Origin of the sequence: Pseudomonas sp. P9_2 (genome assembly GCF_034008255.1) — a bacterium.
Classification (GTDB): domain Bacteria; phylum Pseudomonadota; class Gammaproteobacteria; order Pseudomonadales; family Pseudomonadaceae; genus Aquipseudomonas; species Aquipseudomonas synxantha_A.
This window is the reverse complement of sequence record NZ_CP125376.1, coordinates 1,286,053-1,306,755: the sequence shown is the minus strand read 5'-3', so window position 1 is coordinate 1,306,755 and position 20,703 is coordinate 1,286,053. Positions and strand designations below refer to the sequence as shown.

General features: G+C 60.6%; 17 protein-coding genes. 6 read left to right on the top strand and 11 right to left on the bottom strand.

Annotation, left to right across the window (positions count from 1 at the left end; all coding sequences use genetic code 11):
- The first annotated feature begins 24 nt into the window (after window positions 1–24).
- Window positions 25–591: an ADP compounds hydrolase NudE gene (gene nudE, locus QMK52_RS05675; RefSeq protein WP_005783845.1), complete on the top strand. Its 567-nt coding sequence runs from the start codon at window positions 25–27 to the stop codon at window positions 589–591.
- Window positions 588–1,424, top strand: a complete 837-nt coding sequence (gene cysQ / locus QMK52_RS05670) for a 3'(2'),5'-bisphosphate nucleotidase CysQ (protein WP_320403902.1) — start codon at window positions 588–590, stop codon at window positions 1,422–1,424. Before nudE ends, cysQ begins: the two co-directional genes overlap by 4 nt.
- A 127-nt stretch (window positions 1,425–1,551) precedes the next feature.
- Here the strand turns inward: cysQ and QMK52_RS05665 are convergent, their stop codons facing one another.
- From QMK52_RS05665 to rfbB, 7 genes are read right to left on the bottom strand one after another with little or no spacing between them, the layout of a single operon-like run.
- On the bottom strand, window positions 1,552–2,007 hold the full coding sequence (locus tag QMK52_RS05665) for a thioesterase domain-containing protein (protein ID WP_148853131.1): 456 nt from the start codon (window positions 2,005–2,007) through the stop codon (window positions 1,552–1,554).
- Between the two features lie 25 nt (window positions 2,008–2,032).
- On the bottom strand, window positions 2,033–3,418 hold the full coding sequence (locus QMK52_RS05660) for a sigma-54-dependent transcriptional regulator (RefSeq protein ID WP_032878393.1): 1,386 nt from the start codon (window positions 3,416–3,418) through the stop codon (window positions 2,033–2,035).
- Window positions 3,415–5,223, bottom strand: a complete 1,809-nt coding sequence (locus QMK52_RS05655) for a sensor histidine kinase (protein WP_005783854.1) — start codon at window positions 5,221–5,223, stop codon at window positions 3,415–3,417. The genes QMK52_RS05660 and QMK52_RS05655 overlap by 4 nt, the downstream gene beginning before the upstream one ends.
- Window positions 5,224–5,259: 36 nt before the next feature.
- A complete protein-coding gene (gene rfbD / locus QMK52_RS05650) occupies window positions 5,260–6,129 on the bottom strand; it encodes a dTDP-4-dehydrorhamnose reductase (protein ID WP_005783856.1) in 870 nt (289 codons plus the stop codon).
- Window positions 6,126–6,671 carry a dTDP-4-dehydrorhamnose 3,5-epimerase gene (rfbC, locus tag QMK52_RS05645; RefSeq protein ID WP_005783858.1) on the bottom strand — a complete coding sequence of 182 codons (546 nt, stop codon included), beginning with the start codon at window positions 6,669–6,671 and terminating at the stop codon, window positions 6,126–6,128. Before rfbC ends, rfbD begins: the two co-directional genes overlap by 4 nt.
- Window positions 6,668–7,543: a glucose-1-phosphate thymidylyltransferase RfbA gene (rfbA, locus tag QMK52_RS05640; protein ID WP_005783860.1), complete on the bottom strand. Its 876-nt coding sequence runs from the start codon at window positions 7,541–7,543 to the stop codon at window positions 6,668–6,670. The genes rfbC and rfbA overlap by 4 nt, the downstream gene beginning before the upstream one ends.
- On the bottom strand, window positions 7,540–8,622 hold the full coding sequence (gene rfbB / locus QMK52_RS05635; protein WP_320403901.1) for a dTDP-glucose 4,6-dehydratase: 1,083 nt from the start codon (window positions 8,620–8,622) through the stop codon (window positions 7,540–7,542). The genes rfbA and rfbB overlap by 4 nt, the downstream gene beginning before the upstream one ends.
- A 153-nt stretch (window positions 8,623–8,775) precedes the next feature.
- On the opposite strand from rfbB, the gene QMK52_RS05630 reads away from it, so the two are divergent.
- From QMK52_RS05630 to QMK52_RS05620, 3 genes are all read left to right on the top strand, one after another.
- Entirely contained in the window at window positions 8,776–11,685 is a 2,910-nt protein-coding gene (locus tag QMK52_RS05630; protein WP_320403900.1) for an aminotransferase, read from the top strand.
- 120 nt (window positions 11,686–11,805) lie between these two features.
- A complete protein-coding gene (aguA, locus tag QMK52_RS05625) occupies window positions 11,806–12,912 on the top strand; it encodes an agmatine deiminase (protein ID WP_320403899.1) in 1,107 nt (368 codons plus the stop codon).
- 234 nt (window positions 12,913–13,146) lie between these two features.
- Complete coding sequence (locus QMK52_RS05620) at window positions 13,147–13,362, top strand: hypothetical protein (protein WP_320403898.1); 216 nt, start codon at window positions 13,147–13,149, stop codon at window positions 13,360–13,362.
- Between the two features lie 33 nt (window positions 13,363–13,395).
- Here the strand turns inward: QMK52_RS05620 and QMK52_RS05615 are convergent, their stop codons facing one another.
- A complete protein-coding gene (locus QMK52_RS05615; protein WP_005783869.1) occupies window positions 13,396–15,471 on the bottom strand; it encodes a TonB-dependent receptor in 2,076 nt (691 codons plus the stop codon).
- A gap of 408 nt (window positions 15,472–15,879) precedes the next feature.
- Between QMK52_RS05615 and QMK52_RS05610 the strand changes: the two genes are divergently transcribed.
- Window positions 15,880–17,166, top strand: coding sequence for an OprD family porin (locus QMK52_RS05610; RefSeq protein ID WP_005783872.1), 1,287 nt, complete (start codon window positions 15,880–15,882; stop codon window positions 17,164–17,166).
- An 85-nt stretch (window positions 17,167–17,251) separates the two neighbouring features.
- Here QMK52_RS05610 and QMK52_RS05605 read toward each other — a convergent pair whose 3' ends face one another.
- Genes QMK52_RS05605 through QMK52_RS05595 form a run of 3 tightly spaced genes read right to left on the bottom strand, consistent with a single transcriptional unit; the run spans window position 17,252 to window position 20,589 of the window.
- A complete protein-coding gene (locus QMK52_RS05605) occupies window positions 17,252–18,829 on the bottom strand; it encodes a M48 family metallopeptidase (RefSeq protein ID WP_320403897.1) in 1,578 nt (525 codons plus the stop codon).
- 13 nt (window positions 18,830–18,842) lie between these two features.
- Window positions 18,843–19,208 (bottom strand): hypothetical protein, encoded by a 366-nt coding sequence (locus QMK52_RS05600; protein WP_320403896.1) that lies wholly within the window; start codon window positions 19,206–19,208, stop codon window positions 18,843–18,845.
- A gap of 37 nt (window positions 19,209–19,245) precedes the next feature.
- Window positions 19,246–20,589, bottom strand: a complete 1,344-nt coding sequence (locus QMK52_RS05595; protein WP_320403895.1) for a CHASE2 domain-containing protein — start codon at window positions 20,587–20,589, stop codon at window positions 19,246–19,248.
- Between the last annotated feature and the right edge of the window lie 114 nt (window positions 20,590–20,703).

The window sequence follows — 20,703 nt, the reverse complement described above, 5'->3', positions numbered from 1 at the left end:
CCCGATCACGCCAAGGAGCCGCTTATGCGCCAGAAACCCACCGTCCTCGCCCGCGAAATAGTCGCCAGTAGCCGTTTGTTCCGCGTGGAGGAAGTGCAGTTGCGCTTTTCCAATGGCGTTGAACGGACCTACGAGCGCCTGGTGGGGCGCGGCGCGGGCTACGGCGCGGTGATGATTGTGGCGATGATCGACGAGGATCATGCATTGCTGGTCGAAGAGTACTGCGGTGGCACTGACGAATATGAATTGTCCTTGCCCAAAGGCTTGATCGAGCCCGGCGAGGACGTGCTGGCGGCGGCGGACCGCGAGCTCAAGGAAGAAGCTGGCTATGGCGCACGGCAGTTGGAGCACATCACCGAGCTGTCGTTATCGCCGGGCTATATGAGCCAGAAAATTCAGGTAGTACTGGCCACCGACCTTTACGAAGAGCGCCTGGAGGGCGATGAGCCTGAGCCGATGCGCGTGGACAGGGTCAACCTGCGGGAGCTTTCGGCGCTTGCGCAAAACGAGCAATTCAGCGAGGGCCGAGCGCTTGCCGCGCTGTACCTGGTACGCGATCTGTTGACCCAGCGTGGAGCGTTCAACGCATGAGCGAACTGTTTTTAGGCCACCCGTTTATCGCCCCCGTGATCGAGCTGGCCCGCCAGGCCGGCGAAGCTATCCTGCCCTACTGGCGCGCCAATGTAGCCGTGACCTCCAAAGCGGATGATTCGCCGGTGACGGCAGCCGATCTGGCCGCTCACCATCTGATTCTCGCGGGCCTGACCGCGCTCGATCCGAGTATTCCGGTACTGTCCGAAGAAGACGCCGATATCGATCTGAGCGTGCGTGCCCAGTGGCAGCGCTGGTGGCTGGTGGACCCATTGGATGGCACCAAGGAATTCATTTCCGGCAGCGAAGAATTCACTGTCAATATTGCCTTGATCGAACAGGGCCGCGTGGTGTTCGGCGTAGTGTCGATGCCGACCACTGGCCGTTGCTACTTCGGTGGCGCGGGCCTTGGGGCATGGCGTTCAGATGTGAAGGCCGCACCCAAGCAGATCCAGGTACGCCAGACTCCGGCCGTGGGCGAAGCCTTTACTGTGGTCGCTAGTCGTCGGCATACCAGCCCTGAGCAGGAACGCCTGCTGAATGGCTTGAGCGAAGGTTTGGGCGCGCTGAAGCTGGCGAATATCGGCAGCTCGTTGAAGTTTTGCCTGCTGGCCGAAGGCAGTGCTGACTGCTATCCGCGCCTGGCACCGACCTCACAGTGGGATACCGCTGCGGCACAGGGCGTACTGGAAGGCGCGGGAGGTGAAGTGTTGGAGTTGAACGGTCAGCCGTTCAGCTACCCGGCGCGGGAATCGCTATTGAACCCGTTCTTTCTGGCGCTGCCAGCCAAGGCCGCATGGCGTGAGTGCCTGTTGACCCTGGCCAGATCTTAAGATCACTGCAGAGCAAAATGTGGGAGCGGGCTTGCCCGCGATGACGGAGTGTCAGTCATACAGGTATTGGCTGATCCACCGCTATCGCAGGCAAGCCAGCTCCCACTTTTATTTTATGTAATGGCTGCTAGCGGTGCAGGACGTACTGGCCGGTAAAGGCCACTGCACGCTCCTCACTGCCTTCATTCACAATCCATGTCTGCAGCGCCAACCGCGCCCGTCCATAACGCTTGTACGTCGCCAGGAAACGCTTCCACACTTTTTCTTCCGGCGCCGCGCAAATGGCCGTTGCATCCTGCGTCACCGGCAGCGGATAGCTGATCTGCCCTTCCTGAATCACGATATGACCGTCTTCTATTCCCGCTTCGCGCAGCTTCAGGTGCAGCCAACCCCAGCCTGCCAGTACGGCGCCACAGTAGAGGCTGCCACCGAACATGGTGCTTTTGTGGTTGATATTGGCTTGCAAGGGCAGGTGCAGCTGCAGTTGGTCGTGTCGCCAGTCGAGCACCTTGAGACCCATCTCCCGGGTGAGGGGAATGTCGTGGTGAAGGACGGCTTCCAGGTAACGGCTGTCGCGGCTCATAGCGGTCTCTTGGTGGTAGGCGGGTTCATTCGTCGTCGGCGCTGTGGCTGGTGCTGTCGGCGAAGTTCAGACCGTGTTTGCGTAACTTGTCGTGCAAGGTCTTGCGCGGCACGCCCAACGCTTCGGCGAGGCTGCGCACGGAGCTGTGAGGGCGGGTGAGTTCGGCGGCGATCAGGCTTTTTTCGAACTGCTCGACTTGCTCGCTCAAGCCCCCGGGCGTGGACGTCAGCACGCCGGCGGCGGGATTGTCCTGGGCGCTATCGAGCGCCAACTCCAGGCCCAGGGCGAAACGCTCGGCGGCGTTTTGCAGTTCCCGCACATTGCCCGGCCAGCTGTGGCGCAATAACAGCGCGCGTTGGCCCGGTTGCAGCTCATGCAGGGGCAGGCCGTGGCGGCTGCTGGCCTCGTCGGCGAAGTGCTGGAACAGCATCAATGCATCTTCACCACGCTCGCGCAGGGGCGGGATGCGTAGCGGTGCGACGTTGAGGCGGTAATACAAGTCGGCACGGAAACGGCCCTGGTCGGCGGCTTGGCGCAGGTCTTCCTTGGTGGCGGCGATAATGCGGATATCCAGCGGGATCAGCTGATTGCCGCCCAAGCGCTCCACCACGCGCTCCTGCAACAGGCGCAGCAACTTGACCTGCACATCCAGGCTCATGCTTTCGATTTCATCGAGAAACAGCGTGCCGCCATTGGCGAACTCGAACTTGCCGATGCGGCGTTTCTGCGCGCCGGTGAACGCCCCCGGCTCATGGCCGAACAGTTCGCTTTCTACCACCGATTCGGCCAGCGCCCCGGCGTTGATCGCCACAAATGGGCCACTGCGGCGACTTGAAAGGTCATGCAGGGCGCGGGCGACGACTTCTTTGCCAGCACCGGTTTCGCCCAGGATCAGCACATCGGCCTTGGTCGCGGCCAAGGCGCCAATCTGCTCGCGCAGGCGCAACATTTGCGGGGAGTGCCCCACCAGGCGCGTGCTCAGTTGCTGACGATCGCTGAGGGCCAGGCGCAGGCTGCGGTTGTCCAGCACCAGGCGACGCAAGGCCAGGGCGCGGCGCACGCTGTCGAGCAGTGCGTCGCTGGCGAAGGGTTTTTCCAGAAAGTCATACGCGCCGGCACGCATGGCCTGTACCGCCAACGGCACGTCGCCGTGGCCGGTGATCAGCAGCACCGGCAGGTCCGGGTCCTGGCCATGCAGTTCGGCCAGCAGCTCCAGGCCGTCCATGCCGGGCATACGGATGTCGCTGACCACCACGCCAGGCCAGTCGCGGGACAGGCGTGCGGTGAGGCCGGTGGCTTCGCCCAGGGGCAGGACTTTGAGTCCGGCCAGGTCCAGGGTTTGGCACAGGGCTTGGCGCAGGTGTGGATCGTCGTCGATCAACACCACCTGAATCTGGTTGTCGATGCTCATACACTGCGGTCCTCGGACGGTTGCAGACTGACGCCCGGCGAGCCGGCACGCAATTTCAAGGTTAACAGCGCGCCGCCTTCCTTGTGGTTGGCGAACAACAGTTCGCCACCAAAGGCGCGCATCAGGGTGTCGCAGATTGCCAGGCCCAGGCCCAGGCCCTGGGTGCGCGTCTTGGTGGTGTAGAACGGCTCGCTGGCGCGGCCCAGGGCTTCCATGCAAAAACCTGGGCCGTTGTCGCGAATGTACAGGTTGACGCCCTGGGGCGTGGTTTCGGCACTCAGCCAGAGTTTGCGCGGCGGGCCTTTTTCGGTGAGGGCGTCCAGGGCGTTGGCCAGCAAGTTACCCAGTACCTGGCGCAGACGGGTTTCGCCGGCCTGCACCCACAGGGTTGCCTCCGGCAGGTCGCGGATCAATTCCACTTCCATCGAGCGCCGCCGTTTGGCCAGCAACGCCAGGGCGTCATCCAGGGCCGGTTGCAAGGCTACGCTCTCCGGCGCGTGACGATCACGGCGAGCGAATGCACGCAAATGGGCGATGATCGAGGCCATGCGCCCGGTCAGCTCGCTGATCAGTTTGAGGTTGCCGCGGGCATCGCTGGTGCGCTCATGGTCGAGGAGGATTTCGGCGTTTTCTGCATAGCTGCGAATCGCCGCCAACGGTTGGTTCAGCTCATGGCTGATACTCGCTGACATGGTGCCCAAGGCGGAGAGTTTACCGGCCTGGACCAGATCGTCCTGGGCGCGCACCAGTTCCTGCTGGGCGTGTTCGCGCTCCAACACTTCCTGTTTCAGGCGCCGGTTCAGGCCCTCCAGGTCGCTGGTACGCTCGGCCACGCGCATTTCCAGCTCACGGCGGGCCTTGGCTTCGAAGGCGATGCGTTCCAGATAGTGCCGACGGCGCTGCATCAGCAATCCCAGCAACAGCATCAGCACCAACAACGTGGCACCGCCCACGGCGACAACCGTGCGCACCGGACGGTTGATCAGCGAGCGTGGCGCCAGGATTTCCACATTCCAGCCGGTTTCGGCGATGGCCGTGGATTGGCGCAGCCAGGCGCTGCTGCTCAGGCTCAGCGGCTGCGGGTCGCGGGTGGGGTAGGGCTGGATGGCGATGATGGCCTGGCGTTCTTCGGCGGTCAGTGGCCGTGTGGCGCGGAATCGCCATTGCGGGCGCGAGGTGAGGATCACCACGCCGTTGTGGTCGGTGACCAGCAGTTGTTCCGGGGTATTGCCCCACAGGCTTTCGGTGTGATCAAGGTCGACCTTGACCACCAGCACGCCGATGATGGTGTCGCCGTCACGCACCGCGGCGGCGAAGAAGTATCCGCGCTTGGCTGAGGTGGTGCCCAGGCCGAAAAACCGACCCAGGCGCCCGGCCATGGCTTCGCTGAAATAGGGGCGAAAGGAGAAATTGCGCCCGACGAAGCTGTCTTGTTTGTCCCAGTTGGAAGCGGCAAGGGTCTTGCCGGTGGTGTCCATCAGGTACATCACTTCCACGCCCGCCTGGTCGGCGACATCCTTGAGCAACAGGTTGGCATTGGCCAGGTTGGTACTGACGTGAGGTGCGTCCAGGGCGATGCGCAGGGCCGGCAAATCGCCGAGGATTTGCGGCAACACTTCGTAGCGGTGCAGGGTGCCCAACAGGTTGGCGACATACAGGTCGAGAGTCTGGCGGTTTTGCCCGGCCAATTCGCTGCGATAGTAGCGCTCGGCCAAATGCTCCAGCGGCCATAACAGCGGTGCCAAGCACAATGCCAGCAGGGCGAGGCTGCGCCAGCGGGGTCTTCGCGGAAGGGGTGGAGTCATGGGGAGTGTGCGCCTGTGGGTACAGGCGCATTATGCCTAGTGCTGCCTGGCAAGACACTCGTGCAATGCATCTTGCCAATGGGGCTGGCTGACGTGCCATTGCTGTTGCAGACGCGAGCAATCCAGGCGCGAGTTCAGCGGGCGCTTGGCGGGGGTGGGGTAGGCACTGGAAGGGATCGGCTCCAGTTCGGCGCAGGCTTTGCCCTCGATCCGCAATTGCTCGCCAATGGCTTGGGCAAAGCCGAACCACGAGGTCTCACCTTGTGCGGTGAGGTGGTAAACACCCCAATCCCCGGCCTTGCCAGCCTGCCACTGCTGAATCAGCGCACGGGTGCTGCTGGCGATGGTCCCGGCCCAGGTCGGCGCACCGATCTGGTCGGCGACGATGCGCATCTGCGGTTTTTCCTGCAGCAGGCGCTGCATGGTCAGCAGGAAATTCTTGCCATGGCTCGAATACACCCAACTGGTGCGCAAGATCAGGTGTTCGCCACCTACGGCAGCAATCGCCTGTTCACCCGCCAGTTTGCTCTGACCATAGACACCCAAAGGGTTGGGTGTGTCGCTTTCGATGTAAGGGGCAGGTTTGCTGCCATCGAACACGTAGTCGGTCGAGTAATGAATCAGCGGGATGCCCAGTGCCTTGGCTTCCTCGGCGAGGATGCCGGGGGCGATGGCGTTGATCGCAAAGGCTGCGTCCGGTTCGCTCTCGGCCAGATCGACGGCAGTGTGGGCTGCCGCGTTGATGATCAGGCCAGGGCGGTGGGCGCGTACCTGTTGGCGGATGAGGTCAGCGTCGGCCAGGTCAAGCTGGTCGCGGCCCAGGATGACGAGTTCGCCAAGACCCTGGAGCCGCTGTTGCAGCTCCAGGGAGACTTGGCCGTGTTGGCCGGTGATTAATATTTTCATGGGAACAGGTCGGCTTCCATCAGCAGTTTTCCGACCTGGTCTTTGGCAGACAATTGCGGCGGTTCGGCCAGCTCCCAGTCGATAGCCAGCGTTGGGTCATTCCAGAGAATGCTGCGCTCGGCGCTTGGCTGGTAGTAATCGGTGGTTTTGTACAGGAACTCTGCGTGGTCGCTCAACACCACGAAACCATGTGCAAAACCTTCTGGCACCCACAATTGACGATGGTTCTGTGCCGACAGGCGTACACCCACCCAGTTTCCGAAGTTTGGGGAGCTGCGACGGATGTCGACGGCTACATCCAGCACTTCGCCGTGAGTGACACGCACCAGCTTGCCTTGAGTGTGCTCAAGCTGATAGTGCAAGCCCCGTAGTACGCCTTTTTGCGAGCGCGAGTGGTTGTCCTGCACAAAATCACGCTTGAGCCCGGTAGCTGCTTCAAAAGCGCGGGCGTTGAAGCTTTCGTAGAAGAAACCGCGCTCGTCACCGAATACCTTTGGCTCAAGGATCAGCACGCCGGGTAGTGTGGTTTCAACTACGTTCACTGGGTCTCTCCGGCGAGGGAATACAGGTACTGGCCATAGCCGGTCTTGCCGAAGTATTTGGCGCGTTCCAGCAGATAGTCGCGGTCGATCCAGCCGTTTTCGTAGGCGATCTCTTCCAGGCAAGCCACTTTCAAGCCCTGGCGGTGCTCGATGGTCTGCACGTAAGTCGAGGCCTCCAGCAGGCTGTCATGGGTGCCGGTGTCGAGCCAGGCAAAGCCGCGACCGAAGCGTTCTACATGCAGGTCGCCGCGCTGAAGATAGGCGTTGTTGACGTCGGTGATTTCCAACTCGCCGCGCGGCGAAGGCTTGACGGCCTTGGCGATCTTGATCACGTCGTTATCGTAGAAATACAGGCCGGTGACGGCATAGGGTGACTTGGGCTTCGCCGGTTTTTCTTCAATGGACAGGGCGCGGCCCTCTTTATCGAAATCAATCACACCGAAGCGCTCCGGGTCTTTTACCCAGTAGCCGAATACCGTAGCGCCCGATGAACGCTCGGCTGCAGTGCGTAATTGATCACTAAAATGTTGGCCGTGGAAGATGTTGTCCCCCAGAATCAGGCACACGGCGTCATCACCGATGAACTCTTCGCCAATGATAAATGCTTGAGCCAACCCGTCTGGAGACGGCTGTTCGGCATAGGTGAAATGCACGCCAAACTGGCTGCCATCTCCCAGCAGGTTTCGGTACTGTGGCAAGTCTACCGGCGTGGAGATCACCAGGATGTCCTTGATCCCGGCAAGCATCAGCACGGATATCGGGTAGTAGATCATGGGTTTGTCGTACACCGGCAACAGCTGTTTGGACACTCCCAGAGTAATGGGGTGCAAGCGGGTGCCGGAGCCGCCAGCCAATACGATGCCCTTCATCATGCGATTAGATCCTTCAAGTCGGTGTTGCCCAATCGTTCGCCCTGATAACTACCGTCCTGGACCCTGCGGCACCATTCCAGGTTATCGAGGTACCACTGCACGGTTTTGCGCAGTCCTGTCTCAAAGGTTTCTTCCGGGACCCAGCCCAGTTCGCGTTCGATCTTGCTGGCGTCGATGGCGTAGCGCTGGTCGTGGCCAGGGCGATCCTTGACGAAGGTGATCAGGTCAGTGAATTTTGCCACGCCGGCGGGGCGATGCGGCGCCAGCTCTTCCAGCAGGCCGCAAATGCCACGTACCACGTCGATGTTCTTCTGCTCGTTATGACCACCGATGTTGTAGGTCTCGCCCACCACCCCAGTGGTGACCACTTTGAGCAGTGCACGGGCATGATCCTCGACAAACAGCCAGTCACGTACCTGCAAACCGTCGCCGTAGACAGGCAGTGGCTTGCCCGCCAAGGCGTTGAGAATAACCAGCGGGATCAATTTTTCGGGGAAGTGGAATGGCCCGTAGTTGTTCGAGCAATTGGTCAGCAGTATCGGCAGGCCGTATGTACGCTGCCAGGCGCGTACCAGGTGGTCGGATGCCGCCTTGCTCGCGGAGTAGGGAGAGCTGGGCGCGTAAGGGGTGGTTTCGGTGAAGAGGTCGTCTACGCCGTGCAGGTCGCCATACACCTCGTCAGTGGAAATGTGGTGGAAGCGGAACGCGCTTTTGGCCGGTTCTGCCAGCTTCTGCCAGTAAGCCCGTGTGGCTTCCAGCAGGCTGTAGGTGCCGACGATGTTGGTCTGGATAAAATCCGACGGACCGTCAATGGAGCGGTCAACGTGGGACTCGGCCGCCAAGTGCATGATCGCATCAGGTTCAAAGCGTGCGAGTACGGCGCTGACGGCGGCCTGGTCGATGATATCGGCCTGGACAAACTCATAGCGGCTGTTGGACGCGATGCTGGTCAGCGACTCCAGGTTGCCGGCATAGGTGAGCTTGTCCAGATTGAGCACTTCATGTTCGGTATCTTGAATCAAATAGCGGATCAGGGCTGAGCCGATAAAGCCAGCGCCGCCAGTAACGAGAATGCGCATATCGGAGGGCCCTTTCCTTAGATGGACATTAAGCGAATGAAGCATAGCTTGAGTTGTGAGGGCCGGGTGGTGCAAGTCCGGCGTTTACTGGGGGTTGCCTTGTGACCCGGAACAATGGCGATATAGACGACTGAAAAAACAAAGGTCGTCACAATGTCGTTAGCCACATTGACCCACCGCGCCAGTTTACCTTGCCCACAAGTAAGCCCCGACCAGGCGGCAAGCCTGCTCGAGCGGCATTATGGGATGAGCGGTGTGCTGCAAGCGTTGGGCAGTCAACAAGACCTCAACTATAAGATTGACAACGCCCAGGGCCGTTTTGTTCTCAAAATCTGCCGCGGTGACTACGCCGCCGTTGAACTCGAGGCCCAACACGCGGCCCTCAATAGTCTGCAAGCACATGACCATCTGCGCGTGCCCAAGGTGATTCAAGCGTTGGATGGTAATGAGCTGCTGACGGTAAGCGTCGACGGGCACACCCTGCACCTGCGGCTACTGGAGTACATCGACGGCCAGCCCCTCACGCATTTACCGCACCTGGGCCGCGATGTGATCGCAGGCTTCGGTGAGCTGTGCGCGCAGATGAGCCTCGCGCTGCAAGGTTTCGAGCATCCGGGCCTTGCGCGCACCCTGCAGTGGGATCCGCGCCATGCGCAGGCGTTGATCACTCATCTGCTGGCAACCTTGCCTGACCTGCCGCAACGCGCCGTATTGGAGCGCGTAGCCACGCAGGTCGAGGCGTATGTCCAACCTTTGGCACCACGCCTGCCGTGGCAAGCGGTACATCTGGACATCACCGATGACAATGTGGTGTGCCAGCGTGATGCCCAGCGGCGCTGGCGTATCCACGGCGTGATTGATTTCGGCGATTTGGTGCACACCTGGCGGATTGCTGACCTGTCGGTAACCTGCGCGTCCCTGTTGCACCACGCCCACGGTGACCCGTTTGCGATTCTGCCGGCAATCCAGGCCTGTCACGCGGTGATGCCGTTACAGCGCGAAGAGTTGGAGGTGTTGTGGCCGCTGATCGTCGCACGTGCGGCGGTGCTGGTGCTCAGCGGTGAACAGCAGCAACGCCTGGACCCGGATAACACGTATTTAAAGAAAAACGCTGAGCACGAGTGGGAAATTTTCCATGTTGCGACGGCGGTGCCGTTTGCGCTGATGCAAGCGGCGATTCTCACTGGCGTTGGCGAGACGTTGCCACCGGTTGCCAGCCATGACTTTGCACCCTTGTTGCCGGGCCTGGTGGGCCGCGAGTTCGCGCTGATCGACCTGGGCGTACTCAGCCCGCATTGGGAGGCCGGTAATTGGGAAACCCCGGGAACAGATCGGCGGTTGCTGGCTGAAGCAGCGGCAGTACATGGGCTGGCGGCCAGTCGGTATGGGCAATACCGCTTGTCGCGTACCTGTGCCGACAGCGCGGTAGAGCCGCAGACCTTCCCCCTCCATGTCGAACTGCACCTGCCCCACGGCAGCGTGCTGCAAGCTCCCTTTGCAGGCACGCTGCGTGAAGGCGCCGATGGCTTGCTGTGCTTGCACGACCCTAGGCTGAGCCTGCGTGTGTGGGGCTTAAAAACGTCACTCACGCCTGGAGCGTTGGTGGTGAAAGGGCAAGTAATGGGTGAGGTTCACGCGCCGTTGATTGTGCAGTTATGCAGCGCCGACCTTGAGCCGCCACTGTTCTGCACGCCCTCCCGAGCCTCGGCCTGGCAGGCGTTGTGCCCGTCACCGGCGGCGCTGTTGGGGCTGGCCTGCGATGCCGAACCGGAACTGGACCCGCAGGCCCTGCTGGCCCGGCGTGATGCCAGCTTCGCCCGCTCCCAGAAGCACTACTACATGGACCCGCCACGTATCGAGCGGGGCTGGCGCAACCACCTGATCGACATGCAGGGCCGATCCTACCTGGACATGCTCAACAACGTAGCCGTGCTGGGCCATGGTCACCCGCGCATGGCCGCGGTAGCAGCGCGGCAGTGGTCGCTGCTCAACACCAACTCGCGGTTTCACTATGCTGCGATTGCCGAGTTTTCCGAACGGTTGCTGGCGCTGGCGCCCAAGGGCATGGACCGCGTGTTCCTGGTCAACAGCGGCACCGAAGCCAATGACCTGGCGATTCGCCTGGCCTGGGCCTACAGCGGTGGGCGCGACATGCTCAGCGTGCTGGAGGCGTACCACGGCTGGTCGGTGGCGGCAGACGCCGTGTCCACATCAATTGCCGATAACCCCCAGGCATTGAGCAGCCGCCCGGACTGGGTGCACCCGGTGACAGCACCCAATACCTACCGCGGCGAATTCCGCGGGCCGGACAGCGCACCGGACTACGTGCGAAGCGTGGAACACAACCTGGCGAAAATTGCCGCAAGCCAGCGCCAGTTGGCTGGATTTATCTGTGAGCCGGTATACGGCAATGCCGGGGGCATCTCTCTGCCGCCGGGTTATTTACAGCAGGTGTATGGCTTGGTCCGTGCCCAGGGGGGCGTGTGCATCGCCGATGAGGTGCAGGTAGGGTACGGCCGCATGGGCCACTTCTTCTGGGGCTTTGAAGAGCAGGGCGTGGTGCCCGACATCATCACCATGGCCAAAGGCATGGGCAACGGCCAGCCTTTGGGGGCGGTGATCACCCGTCGAGAAATTGCCGAGGCGCTGGAGGCCGAAGGGTATTTCTTCTCGTCATCGGGGGGCAGCCCGGTCAGTTGCCAAATCGGCATGGCGGTGCTGGACGTGATGGAAGAAGAGACACTCTGGGAAAACGCCCAGGTGGTTGGCGGGCATTTCAAGGCTCGGCTGCAAGCGCTGATCGACCGCCATCCGTTGGTCGGAGCGGTACATGGTTCGGGCTTCTATCTGGGCCTGGAACTGGTGCGTGACCGACACACCCTGGAACCTGCGACGCAAGAGACGGCGCTGTTATGTGATCGTCTTCGGGAATTGGGGATTTTCATGCAGCCTACGGGCGACTACCTGAACATTCTCAAGATCAAACCGCCGATGGTGACCACCCGGCAAAGCGTGGACTTCTTTGTCGACACGTTGTCGAAAGTACTGGATGAGCAACTGTGATAGATCGATTGTTATCGGCTATTTTGTGTAATATTCGGGATCTATAATCGTTAAGCGCTTCCAAAGCCGATTTTTATCCATATCAAGTCGGTCTTCACCCCATTCGGAGTTTTGAACGCCATGACCACCCTGCACAGCACACCTCGCGCCGATGGCTTCCATATGCCTGCCGAATGGGCGCCACAAACCCAAACCTGGATGATCTGGCCCGAGCGCCCCGACAACTGGCGTCTGGGCGGTAAGCCTGCGCAGGCCGCCCACGTGGCTGTGGCCAAGGCCATCGCCCGCTTTGAGCCCGTGACCGTTGCGGTTTCCGCCGGCCAGTACGAGAACGCCCGTGCGCGCCTGGATGTACCCAATATTCGCTTGGTGGAAATGTCTTCCGACGATGCCTGGGTCCGCGATACGGGCCCCACGTTCGTGATCAACGACAGCGGCGAGGTGCGGGGCGTGAATTGGGATTTCAATGCCTGGGGTGGTTTTGACGGCGGCCTGTATGCACCATGGAACCGTGACTCCCAGGTAGGCGGCAAGATCCTCGAGATCGAGCGCGCGCCGCGCTATCGCACCCAAGGCTTCGTGCTTGAAGGGGGTTCGATCCATGTGGATGGCGAAGGCACCCTGATCACCACCGAAGAGTGCCTGTTGAACCGCAATCGCAACCCGCACCTGGATCGTGCGGCCATTGAAGCTGTACTGGCTGATCACCTCGCGGTGGATAAGATCATCTGGTTGCCGGATGGCCTGCTCAACGACGAAACCGATGGCCATGTGGATAACTTCTGCTGCTATGTGCGCCCGGGCGAAGTGTTGCTGGCCTGGACCGATGACCCGCAAGATCCGAACTACCCACGCTGCCACGCAGCCATGGATGTGCTGCAAAACAGCACCGACGCCAAGGGACGCGCGTTCATCGTGCATAAAATGCCGATCCCGGGACCGCTGTATGCCACCGAGGAAGAATGCGCCGGTGTCGACCCGGTGGACGGCAGCCAGGAACGTAACCCGAGCGTGCGGTTGGCCGGGTCCTACGTCAACTTCCTGATCGTCAACGGCGGCATCATCGCGCCGAGTTTCGATGACCCGCTGGACCACCAGGCCAAACAAATCCTGCAGAGCCTGTTCCCGCAGCACGAAGTAGTGATGGTGCCGGGCCGCGAACTGTTACTGGGGGGAGGCAATATTCATTGCCTGACCCAACAGCAGCCCGCACCGCACAGAAATTGAGTGTAGTTGTAACGGTGCTTTGAGGGCGCGTGGGCGCTGCGCAACCGCAGTGTTCCAGCCAAGCCCGCGACCCAGCCAGGTCGCGGGCTTTTTTGTATCTGAATGCCAAGGCGGACGGCACATTGGCATAGCTCTTGTATCGCTGTCGGCACAGTGAATCTGTGCGATGACTGCGCAGTTCTGTCACAAACCTTGAGTAAGTTAGCCGCTCACGCAGCAGGAGAGAGCGCTGAAATGAATGCCGATATCGACCTGATGAACACGCGCACGTTTCACCCCTTGCGAGTCAACGGCGATGCGATCCATGCGTTGGCACTGTGGTTGAAGACAAACGGCTCGCGACAGGTCAGGCAGGTGCCTGACTTGCGCAGCGTGATGAGAGAACGCTACCCGGTGGGGTTGTTCACAGAGGATGAAGTGCAGGCGTTATGCGAGTTGATGAATAAGTGAAGGCACACTGCAGTCAGTGTGCCAGATGAAATATCAGAAACTGTAGGTACCGGTGACCACCAGGCTACGCGGCTCCCCTGGTTGAATCTGCGCCGCACTGGTCGCCGAGGCGTAGTAATTTTTGTCGGCAATATTGTTCAGCGCCGCCCTCACGTCCCACTCTTTCTGACGGAACCCGGCCAGCGCGTCCCAGCGCCCGTATCCCGGCAGTACCACGGTGTTGAGGTTGTCGGCGTAGCGATCACCTACCAGGGTCAAACCGGTTTCGGCGTACCAGCCCATTTCCGGTTTCCAGGTGATGAACACGCTGGCATTGCGCTTGGCCACGTCGCTGATACGTTTGCCTTCAAAGCCGTTGTTGTCCTTCTCCACCTTGGCGTCCTGCAGGCCTATACCGCCGCGTACGTACCAGTTGTCGATGATCTTGCCGGTGGCCGTCAGCTCCACGCCGCGTGAGCGTTGCTCGCCGGTGAGCAGGGTGATGGTGCGGTCCAGCGGGTCGCTGGTGCGGCGGTTGTAGAGTTCCAGCTCGTACACGGCGAGGGTGGTGCTCAGGCGGTCGTCGAACCAGTCGCTCTTCACGCCGATTTCCTTCTGCCTGGTCAGCTCCGGGCTAAGGTCGTTGACGTTCCCGGCGGCGTTCGGCGTGATCCCGATCAGGCCGCCGCCCGCTGGCGAGAAGGTCTTGCTCCACGAGGCATAGAACGAATGATGCTCCAGTGGCGTCCACACCAGGCCGACGCGCGGGCTGGTGCTGTGGCTCTTCACGTTCTCCTGGGTGTTGAGCACCTTGCTGGTGGTGTCCACTTCAAAGCGGTCATAACGCAGCCCGCCCAATAGTTGCCACTGGTCGTTCAGGCGCAGTTGATCCTGCACGTACAGCGCGCTGCTTTCGACTTCAGTGTGGTTGTAACTCGACAGTCGCATGCTCCCGGTGTGGCTCAGGCGGCGATTGGGTTGGTTGAGGTCCAGGCTGGGGACCGTCCTGGCATCCCGAGCCGAGTACAGCTTCGGATCGCGGCGCTGGCTGCCCAGCTCGATACCGGTGAGCAGGCGATGCTCCAGGCCAAATGTGTCGAAACCACCCTCCAGCTCAAGGTTGTTGAAAACATTGCGGGTGGTCAGGTCTTGCTGCCAGTGTTGGCGGCTGACGCTGTTGGTTTTCGCGTCGTAGCCGGTCTGGTAAGTGTTGTCGAAATCGCTGTCGAGCTTGAACACACCGAGGGTGTGGCGCAGTTGCCAGTTGGCGTTGAGCTCGTAGGCGAGCTTGGAACGCAGTGACTGGGATTTATCGTCGATGTAGTCGCCGTGATCGAAATAAGTGGTGCTGCGGCTCACATCCGCCGGGCGCCCGTTGACCCCTGGAATGCCACGGTCCGGCGTGCGGTTATAGCGGCTGTATTCGTATTGCACCAGCCAGTTCAGGTCGGGCGTGAGCTGCCAGCTCATCGACGGCGCAAACAACTGGCGGTTGCCGCTGACGCCATCGCGAAAGCTGTTGTTGTCCTGGTTGCCCATGTTCAGGCGCAGGCTGATGGTGTCGCTCGGGTCGGCGCTCAGGTCGGCATACAGGCTGCGCAAATCGTTGCTGCCACCTTGGGCTTCGATACTCGACTTATGGCCCGGCGTGGGCAATTTGCTTACGCGGTTGACGATACCGCCCTGGCCACCTCGCCCGTACAGCACGGCGGCCGGGCCCTTGAGCACTTCGATACGCTCGATGTTGTGCAGGTCGCGCACGTACTGGCTGTCGTCGCGAATGCCGTCCAGATAGAAGTCATTGCTGGCGTCGAAACCGCGTATGCGCAGGCTGTCGAAGCGTGTGTCGGCGCCGCTGCTGACGTTGGGAATACCGCTTAACGCCTGGCCCAGGTCGTTGGTGCCGTAGGACCGCAGATTGTCGGTTTTTACCGAGTCGATCGCCTGGGGCACATAGCGTACGGAGGTCGCGGTGCGCGTGGCGGTGTTGGTCTCTTTGACCCGTGGGTCGTCTTCATCCGCTTCGGCATTGATCGAGGTCTCGGGCAATACGGTAGTCGCGCAGGCAAAACCGGCAGACAGCAGCATGGAGAGCCCAAGGGCGATGGGCGTCAGGCAAGGGGTGGGCATGGGGGTGTATCCAACAAGTTGGGCAGGAAATTTGCGCGAATGGTAATGCTTTGCATTTGCGCGTGTTATCTATTCCCTGTCGTGTCGCTGGCAGATTTGTTACTTGATGTGTTTTTTACCGCTGCCGTAGGTCATTCAATCGTTTTCAGCGTAGTGCTTTAGCTCGCCCCTTAGACGAATATCGCCTAAATACAGACGATTCACGAAATTGACACATAGTTCAACGCCCGCATAGGATTGCGCCCAACGCCTGTGGCTCACCGCCATGACTTACTCCAATAAAAAAAGGCCCGCGGCAGTTCAGTCGTCCGCGGGCTTTCTTTTTGCGGCAAAGGTCGACACCAGAAATAGCAACATGGAGCCTGGTGTCACAGCGCGTACTCAACCCGTAATAAGGAATATAAGAATATGTTGAAGCAACGGATGAGTCTGATCGCTCTGGGGATTTTGAGCGCATCGACAGCAATGGCAAACGACCAGGAGCAATCCAAGGGGTTTGTTGAAGATAGCCACCTGAACATCGCCGCACGTAACGCCTACATCAGCCGTGACTACAAAAACGGCAAGCAGGACAAAGCTGAATGGGGCCAAGGCTTCATCGGCAAGTTCGAATCCGGCTTCACCCAAGGCACCGTCGGTGTGGGTGTGGACGTGATTGGCCAATACGCTATCCGCCTGGACGGTGGTAAAGGCCGCAGCGGCGCTGGCGGTATCGACTTCTTCAAGCAAGGTGACAGCGGTGAAGCCGCCAACGACCTGGCCAAAGGCGGCGCGGCCGTGAAGGCGCGTATCTCCAACACCGTGATCAAATACGGTCAGCAAATGCCGGCCGTACCGGTCCTGCAGTACGATAACTCGCGCTTGCTGTCGGAAACCTATGAGGGCACCTCGATTGTTTCCAAAGAGATCGCCGGCCTGCAACTGGACGCCGGTCACTTCACCAAGGAAGCTCGCAAGAGCGCCGAGGGCAGCGACAGCGGCCGCTTGAAGAGCATCAACTACATCGGCGGTAGCTACAAATTCACCGAAAGCCTGTCGGCTGCCCTGTATGCCTCCGACATGCAGGACGTGCTGAAAAAGCAATACGTCAACGTCAACTACGTGCTGGCCCTGCCAGAGAAGCAATCGCTGACGTTTGACTTCAACGGCTACAAAACCAAGCTTGATCGCAGTTTCGCCCTGGAAAACCAAGGTGATGCGGACGCGCGCGACAACAAGATCTGGAGCCTGGGCGCGACCTGGGCCGTTGGCGCGCACAGCTTCACCCTCGCTCACCAGCGCAGCACCGGCGACACTGGCTACCTGTACGGCGGCTACCGCAACGCTGGCGGCATCGGCGACGGCGGCAATACCATCTTGCTGGCCAACTCCTACTGGTCCGACTTCAACGGCAAGGACGAGCGTTCCTGGCAAGCAGGTTACGGCATCGATTTCGCCACCTTCGGCGTACCGGGCCTGACCTACAACATTGCCTACGTGCGTGGCACCAACATCGACGACGGCAGCGGCCGTGGCGATGGCACCGAGCGTGAAATCTGGAACCAGTTCAAGTACGTCGTACAGAGCGGCCCAGCCAAAGACCTGAGCCTGCGTGCTCGCGCCTCGTGGCTGCGCGTTTCCAACAACGCCAGCAACTACAACGTAGGCGGTAACGAAATCCGTCTGTTCGCCGACTACCCGATCAACGTTTTCTAATTGATCGAGCGTCGTGCCTGATGCCAGGCAATAAAAAACCCCGACTGGTTCGGGGTTTTTTTATGCCAGGTGCGAATGTTGCCGCCTAGGCCTTGGCCGGTGCGAGCTTCTTGCAGTTTTCCTTGCGTGTCGGGTACTGCTCGCATTTGCGCAACACCGTTTGCACCTGCTGCGCATTCTGCAGTTGCTGGTTGGCCAACAGCTTTTCGGTGATGAACAGCTCCTCCGAGCCCAGATTGCGTTCAGCCTTGTCGATCATCGCCAGGGCCGATTGCCCATCACCCCGCTTGAGGTGGTAGCTGATCATCAAGTCATAGGTGGAGGGGCCGGCCAGGGACCAGTCCTTGATCGCCTGCAACTCTTTCACCGCTTCGCTGTTTTTGCCCTGGGCCAGGCGCACGGTATAGGCCGTGCGCCGAATGCTCGGCTGGTCCTTGACCGGTGACGCCAGAGCCTTGCGGATAAACCCTTCGGCATCCGGCACTTTGTTTTTCTCCAGGGCATCGATGGCGAAGTACGCGTCTTTATAACCCTGTAAGGCCTTCGCCACTTGCGGCGTAGTCTTCATCTTCGACCAGCTTTGTGGGTTGACCCGAGCGCGGCGTTCCTGGCGATATTCGCGTTGCAAGTACTGGCGCAGCTCGGTGTCACGGTCCATCGCCGACATGTGCGAGCGGTTGAAGTATTGCGTGGTCGCGGTGATGCCGGTGGTCAAGCCGTCCTTGACCAGCACGTCGAGCTCTTTGGTGAACTGGTTGAGATTGAACTGCTGCAGCGAATCCTGCATGGCATTCTTGCGCGCCGTGAGGAAGCCCGTGAGCAAGGGTTTCTGCTTGCCCTGGAAGTCGTTGAGGCGCTCCAGACTATGGGTGGCGGCACGCGGGGCGTAACCGGCGCGGATCATCAAGTCGGTGCCGAGCAGGTCGGCCTGGTCTTCCTGGCTGCGGCCCCAGGCGGTGCTCCATACCTGATCGGAAAAGGTATTGGCCAGTGCGGTGTACAGCACGGTGTTACCGATGGTCTTTTGCGTGCCGGCCGGGTCTTTACTGAACAGTTTCATCGTCCCGGAGCTGCGGTCGACGCCCGTATCGGCAGCCATGGTGGCCAAGGCGACCGTGGAGGCGACGGTGGTGAACATGTCTTTCTGCTGCTGGAAGGCAGCCATGCGGTCATGGTGATGCAGCAGCACGTGGCTCATTTCATGGCCGAGCATTGCCGCGATTTCGTCTTCGCTGGCGACGTTGTCCAGCATACCCAGCGGCACGAACAGGTTGCCGTAAGGGTCTGCCGACGGCCCGAACCCATAGCTGTCGGTAATCTTCACCTGCAGCGGCGGCAACTCCCCCGGCCAGCCCTTGGACAAGCGCATGACAATGCCCTGCAAGTAGCCTTGCAGCATCGGGATATCCACCAAGTTCTGCTGACGCGCTTCGGCAGCCGGCACCGCCCGCCCGTCGTAGCTCAGGCGCTGCTGGCTCTGGCGCTGTGGGTCGAGCTTGTAGTACTGGCGTACGTCAGTGTTGTCCACGTAGTGGCCCTGGACCCGGGATTGGGTCGAAGGCCCCACCAGGTTCAGGAACGCCTGGTCCGCGCCCTTCAAGGTGGCGCAACCGCTGAGTACCGAACTGGCCAATAGGCAGGCCGCAACTAGATATCCCTTCACCGCACCGCTCCTTTTATTGATTGCAACCGGCACCAAAACCAATGGTGGAGTTATTGCGGCTGTCCTTGGCCTGGCTTTTGGTCAGGCCCTGGCAGGGCAGGTCCACAACATTCAGCGGTGGTTCGATGCGCAGGTCCATGGTGTCCAGCCAGACCTTCTGGCCCGCCAGCTCGACCTGCACCAGGTCCAGCGCCTGGTTGTACTGCAACACCGGTACGGGCTGGGTGGGCGCATCCTTTTTCGCCAACTCACGTTGTTGCTTGCCTTGCTCGTCCAGTACGGTCACCGGGTCGGCCAGGAACGCCTTGATACTGTGAGTTTCAGCCCAGGCACCCTGGACAAAGAGGGCGGTGAGCAAAACGATGAGACTTCTGTTCATCCTTGAATTCCTTGAGTCAAATGACAAAACGGCACACTCAGCGGTCGCGGTCGAAGAAGGCTTCGATCCGCTCGCTGAACAACACCAACGACAGCAATACAATGCCCAGCACGTTGACCGGGGTGATGTCATTGAGGCTCAGCAACACACTGACCGCCACCAACATCGACATCACCAACAGCCACGAGGGGCACGGCGAAGTAAAAAACCAGATTTCCTGGCGCCGCCACCGGCTCCAGGTGCGCTGGCCCGCCAGGCGACGTGCGTGCAGTGCCTTGAGCACGGCAATCAACGCCAGCAGCCCGAGCTCCAGCAGGTCCAGCCAATTGAAGGGCAAGCGGGGAAAGTCGGCCGGTTCATGGTCGTAGTCCATGCCAGAATTGATCAGGTTATCCAGGGCCATGGCGTGCAAGTACACGCCGGGGAGTTGGCCATGTACCGGCGACTCAACCAGATCCCCCGTGGACGCGATATTGGCGCCCACCAGCACCAGGCGGTCGCGCAGCAACTCTGCGATCAATGCCTGATCGTCAGGGTCGCTGACCTCCAGGTCACTGGCCGACAACGTCAGCGTATAAGGGCACCGCGCCTGGGCCGAGTCATCAAGCTTCCAGAACACGGCCTGAAAGAACTGCGCCACCCCATCCAGCAAAAAATGCCGCGCGGGCGCGCAGTGGCTGATATCGGCAATCCGCGCCTGTTCCGCCGCCAGCTTCAGCCCCCATTGCACAGCAATGGGCTGGCGCTGCGCAGCGGTCTGCGCATCCACCGGCGGCTGTTTGCAATGTTGCGTGGCACAAAACTCGCGGTACAGCGCCATTGCTGGGGTTTCTAAAAGCCCTGCCTGTGTGTGCATGGCCAACGGGTACTTGTCGTCCACCCCCTCCCACACCACCAGTGCTGGGCGGCTCACCTGCATAAAAGGCGCCAGCGTATTGGCCTGGCCCGCCTCCGCACGCGTCAACCCGGTATTGGCCAACCACAGCGAGATGCCCTGGCGCTGATAACGCTCAAACACATTCGCCAGCAACTGACTGCCCCGCGCCGGGTCGCCCAACGAGTGATCATGGCTGTAGAGCAAATCCACAAACACCGCCCCAGGCTTGTACGCCAGCAAGCGCTTGAACAACTTGCTCTGCTCGCCATAGGGCATTGGCCAAGAGGTGTCGTTGCGCATCAGGTAGGCATCATCAATCAACACCACCGCCACCCGCTGCTGCCCAAGGCTCGGGTAGTGACTGGCGAACATACGATTGAGCCACTGCGCCGACGCCTTGTCGCTGGAACTGGCCAGGCCGAAAGGATCAAGAATCGCCAGCAACACGATGATGGCTGCCAGCCAATAGCGGCGGTATTTGAACAGCGGGGGGTTGGACAACATCCATGTCTCGATAAAAGCGCAAGCAAGGCGGGGTTTTTAAAGGAGTGGTGAGGGGGTGTCAATCGAATAAGTGGCTAAGTGCCATATTGCCTTTGGCTCGTCTTTCGCAAAAAG

Bases quoted from the DNA above. Each gene is read 5' to 3' on its own strand.
- nudE (WP_005783845.1), top strand. From the start codon at position 25: ATGCGCCAGAAACCCACCGTCCTCGCCCGCGAAATAGTCGCCAGTAGC.
- cysQ (WP_320403902.1), top strand. From the start codon at position 588: ATGAGCGAACTGTTTTTAGGCCACCCGTTTATCGCCCCCGTGATCGAG.
- QMK52_RS05665 (WP_148853131.1), bottom strand. From the start codon at position 2,007: ATGAGCCGCGACAGCCGTTACCTGGAAGCCGTCCTTCACCACGACATT.
- QMK52_RS05660 (WP_032878393.1), bottom strand. From the start codon at position 3,418: ATGAGCATCGACAACCAGATTCAGGTGGTGTTGATCGACGACGATCCA.
- QMK52_RS05655 (WP_005783854.1), bottom strand. From the start codon at position 5,223: ATGACTCCACCCCTTCCGCGAAGACCCCGCTGGCGCAGCCTCGCCCTG.
- rfbD (WP_005783856.1), bottom strand. From the start codon at position 6,129: ATGAAAATATTAATCACCGGCCAACACGGCCAAGTCTCCCTGGAGCTG.
- rfbA (WP_005783860.1), bottom strand. From the start codon at position 7,543: ATGATGAAGGGCATCGTATTGGCTGGCGGCTCCGGCACCCGCTTGCAC.
- rfbB (WP_320403901.1), bottom strand. From the start codon at position 8,622: ATGCGCATTCTCGTTACTGGCGGCGCTGGCTTTATCGGCTCAGCCCTG.
- QMK52_RS05630 (WP_320403900.1), top strand. From the start codon at position 8,776: ATGTCGTTAGCCACATTGACCCACCGCGCCAGTTTACCTTGCCCACAA.
- aguA (WP_320403899.1), top strand. From the start codon at position 11,806: ATGACCACCCTGCACAGCACACCTCGCGCCGATGGCTTCCATATGCCT.
- QMK52_RS05620 (WP_320403898.1), top strand. From the start codon at position 13,147: ATGAATGCCGATATCGACCTGATGAACACGCGCACGTTTCACCCCTTG.
- QMK52_RS05615 (WP_005783869.1), bottom strand. From the start codon at position 15,471: ATGCCCACCCCTTGCCTGACGCCCATCGCCCTTGGGCTCTCCATGCTG.
- QMK52_RS05610 (WP_005783872.1), top strand. From the start codon at position 15,880: ATGTTGAAGCAACGGATGAGTCTGATCGCTCTGGGGATTTTGAGCGCA.
- QMK52_RS05600 (WP_320403896.1), bottom strand. From the start codon at position 19,208: ATGAACAGAAGTCTCATCGTTTTGCTCACCGCCCTCTTTGTCCAGGGT.
- QMK52_RS05595 (WP_320403895.1), bottom strand. From the start codon at position 20,589: ATGTTGTCCAACCCCCCGCTGTTCAAATACCGCCGCTATTGGCTGGCA.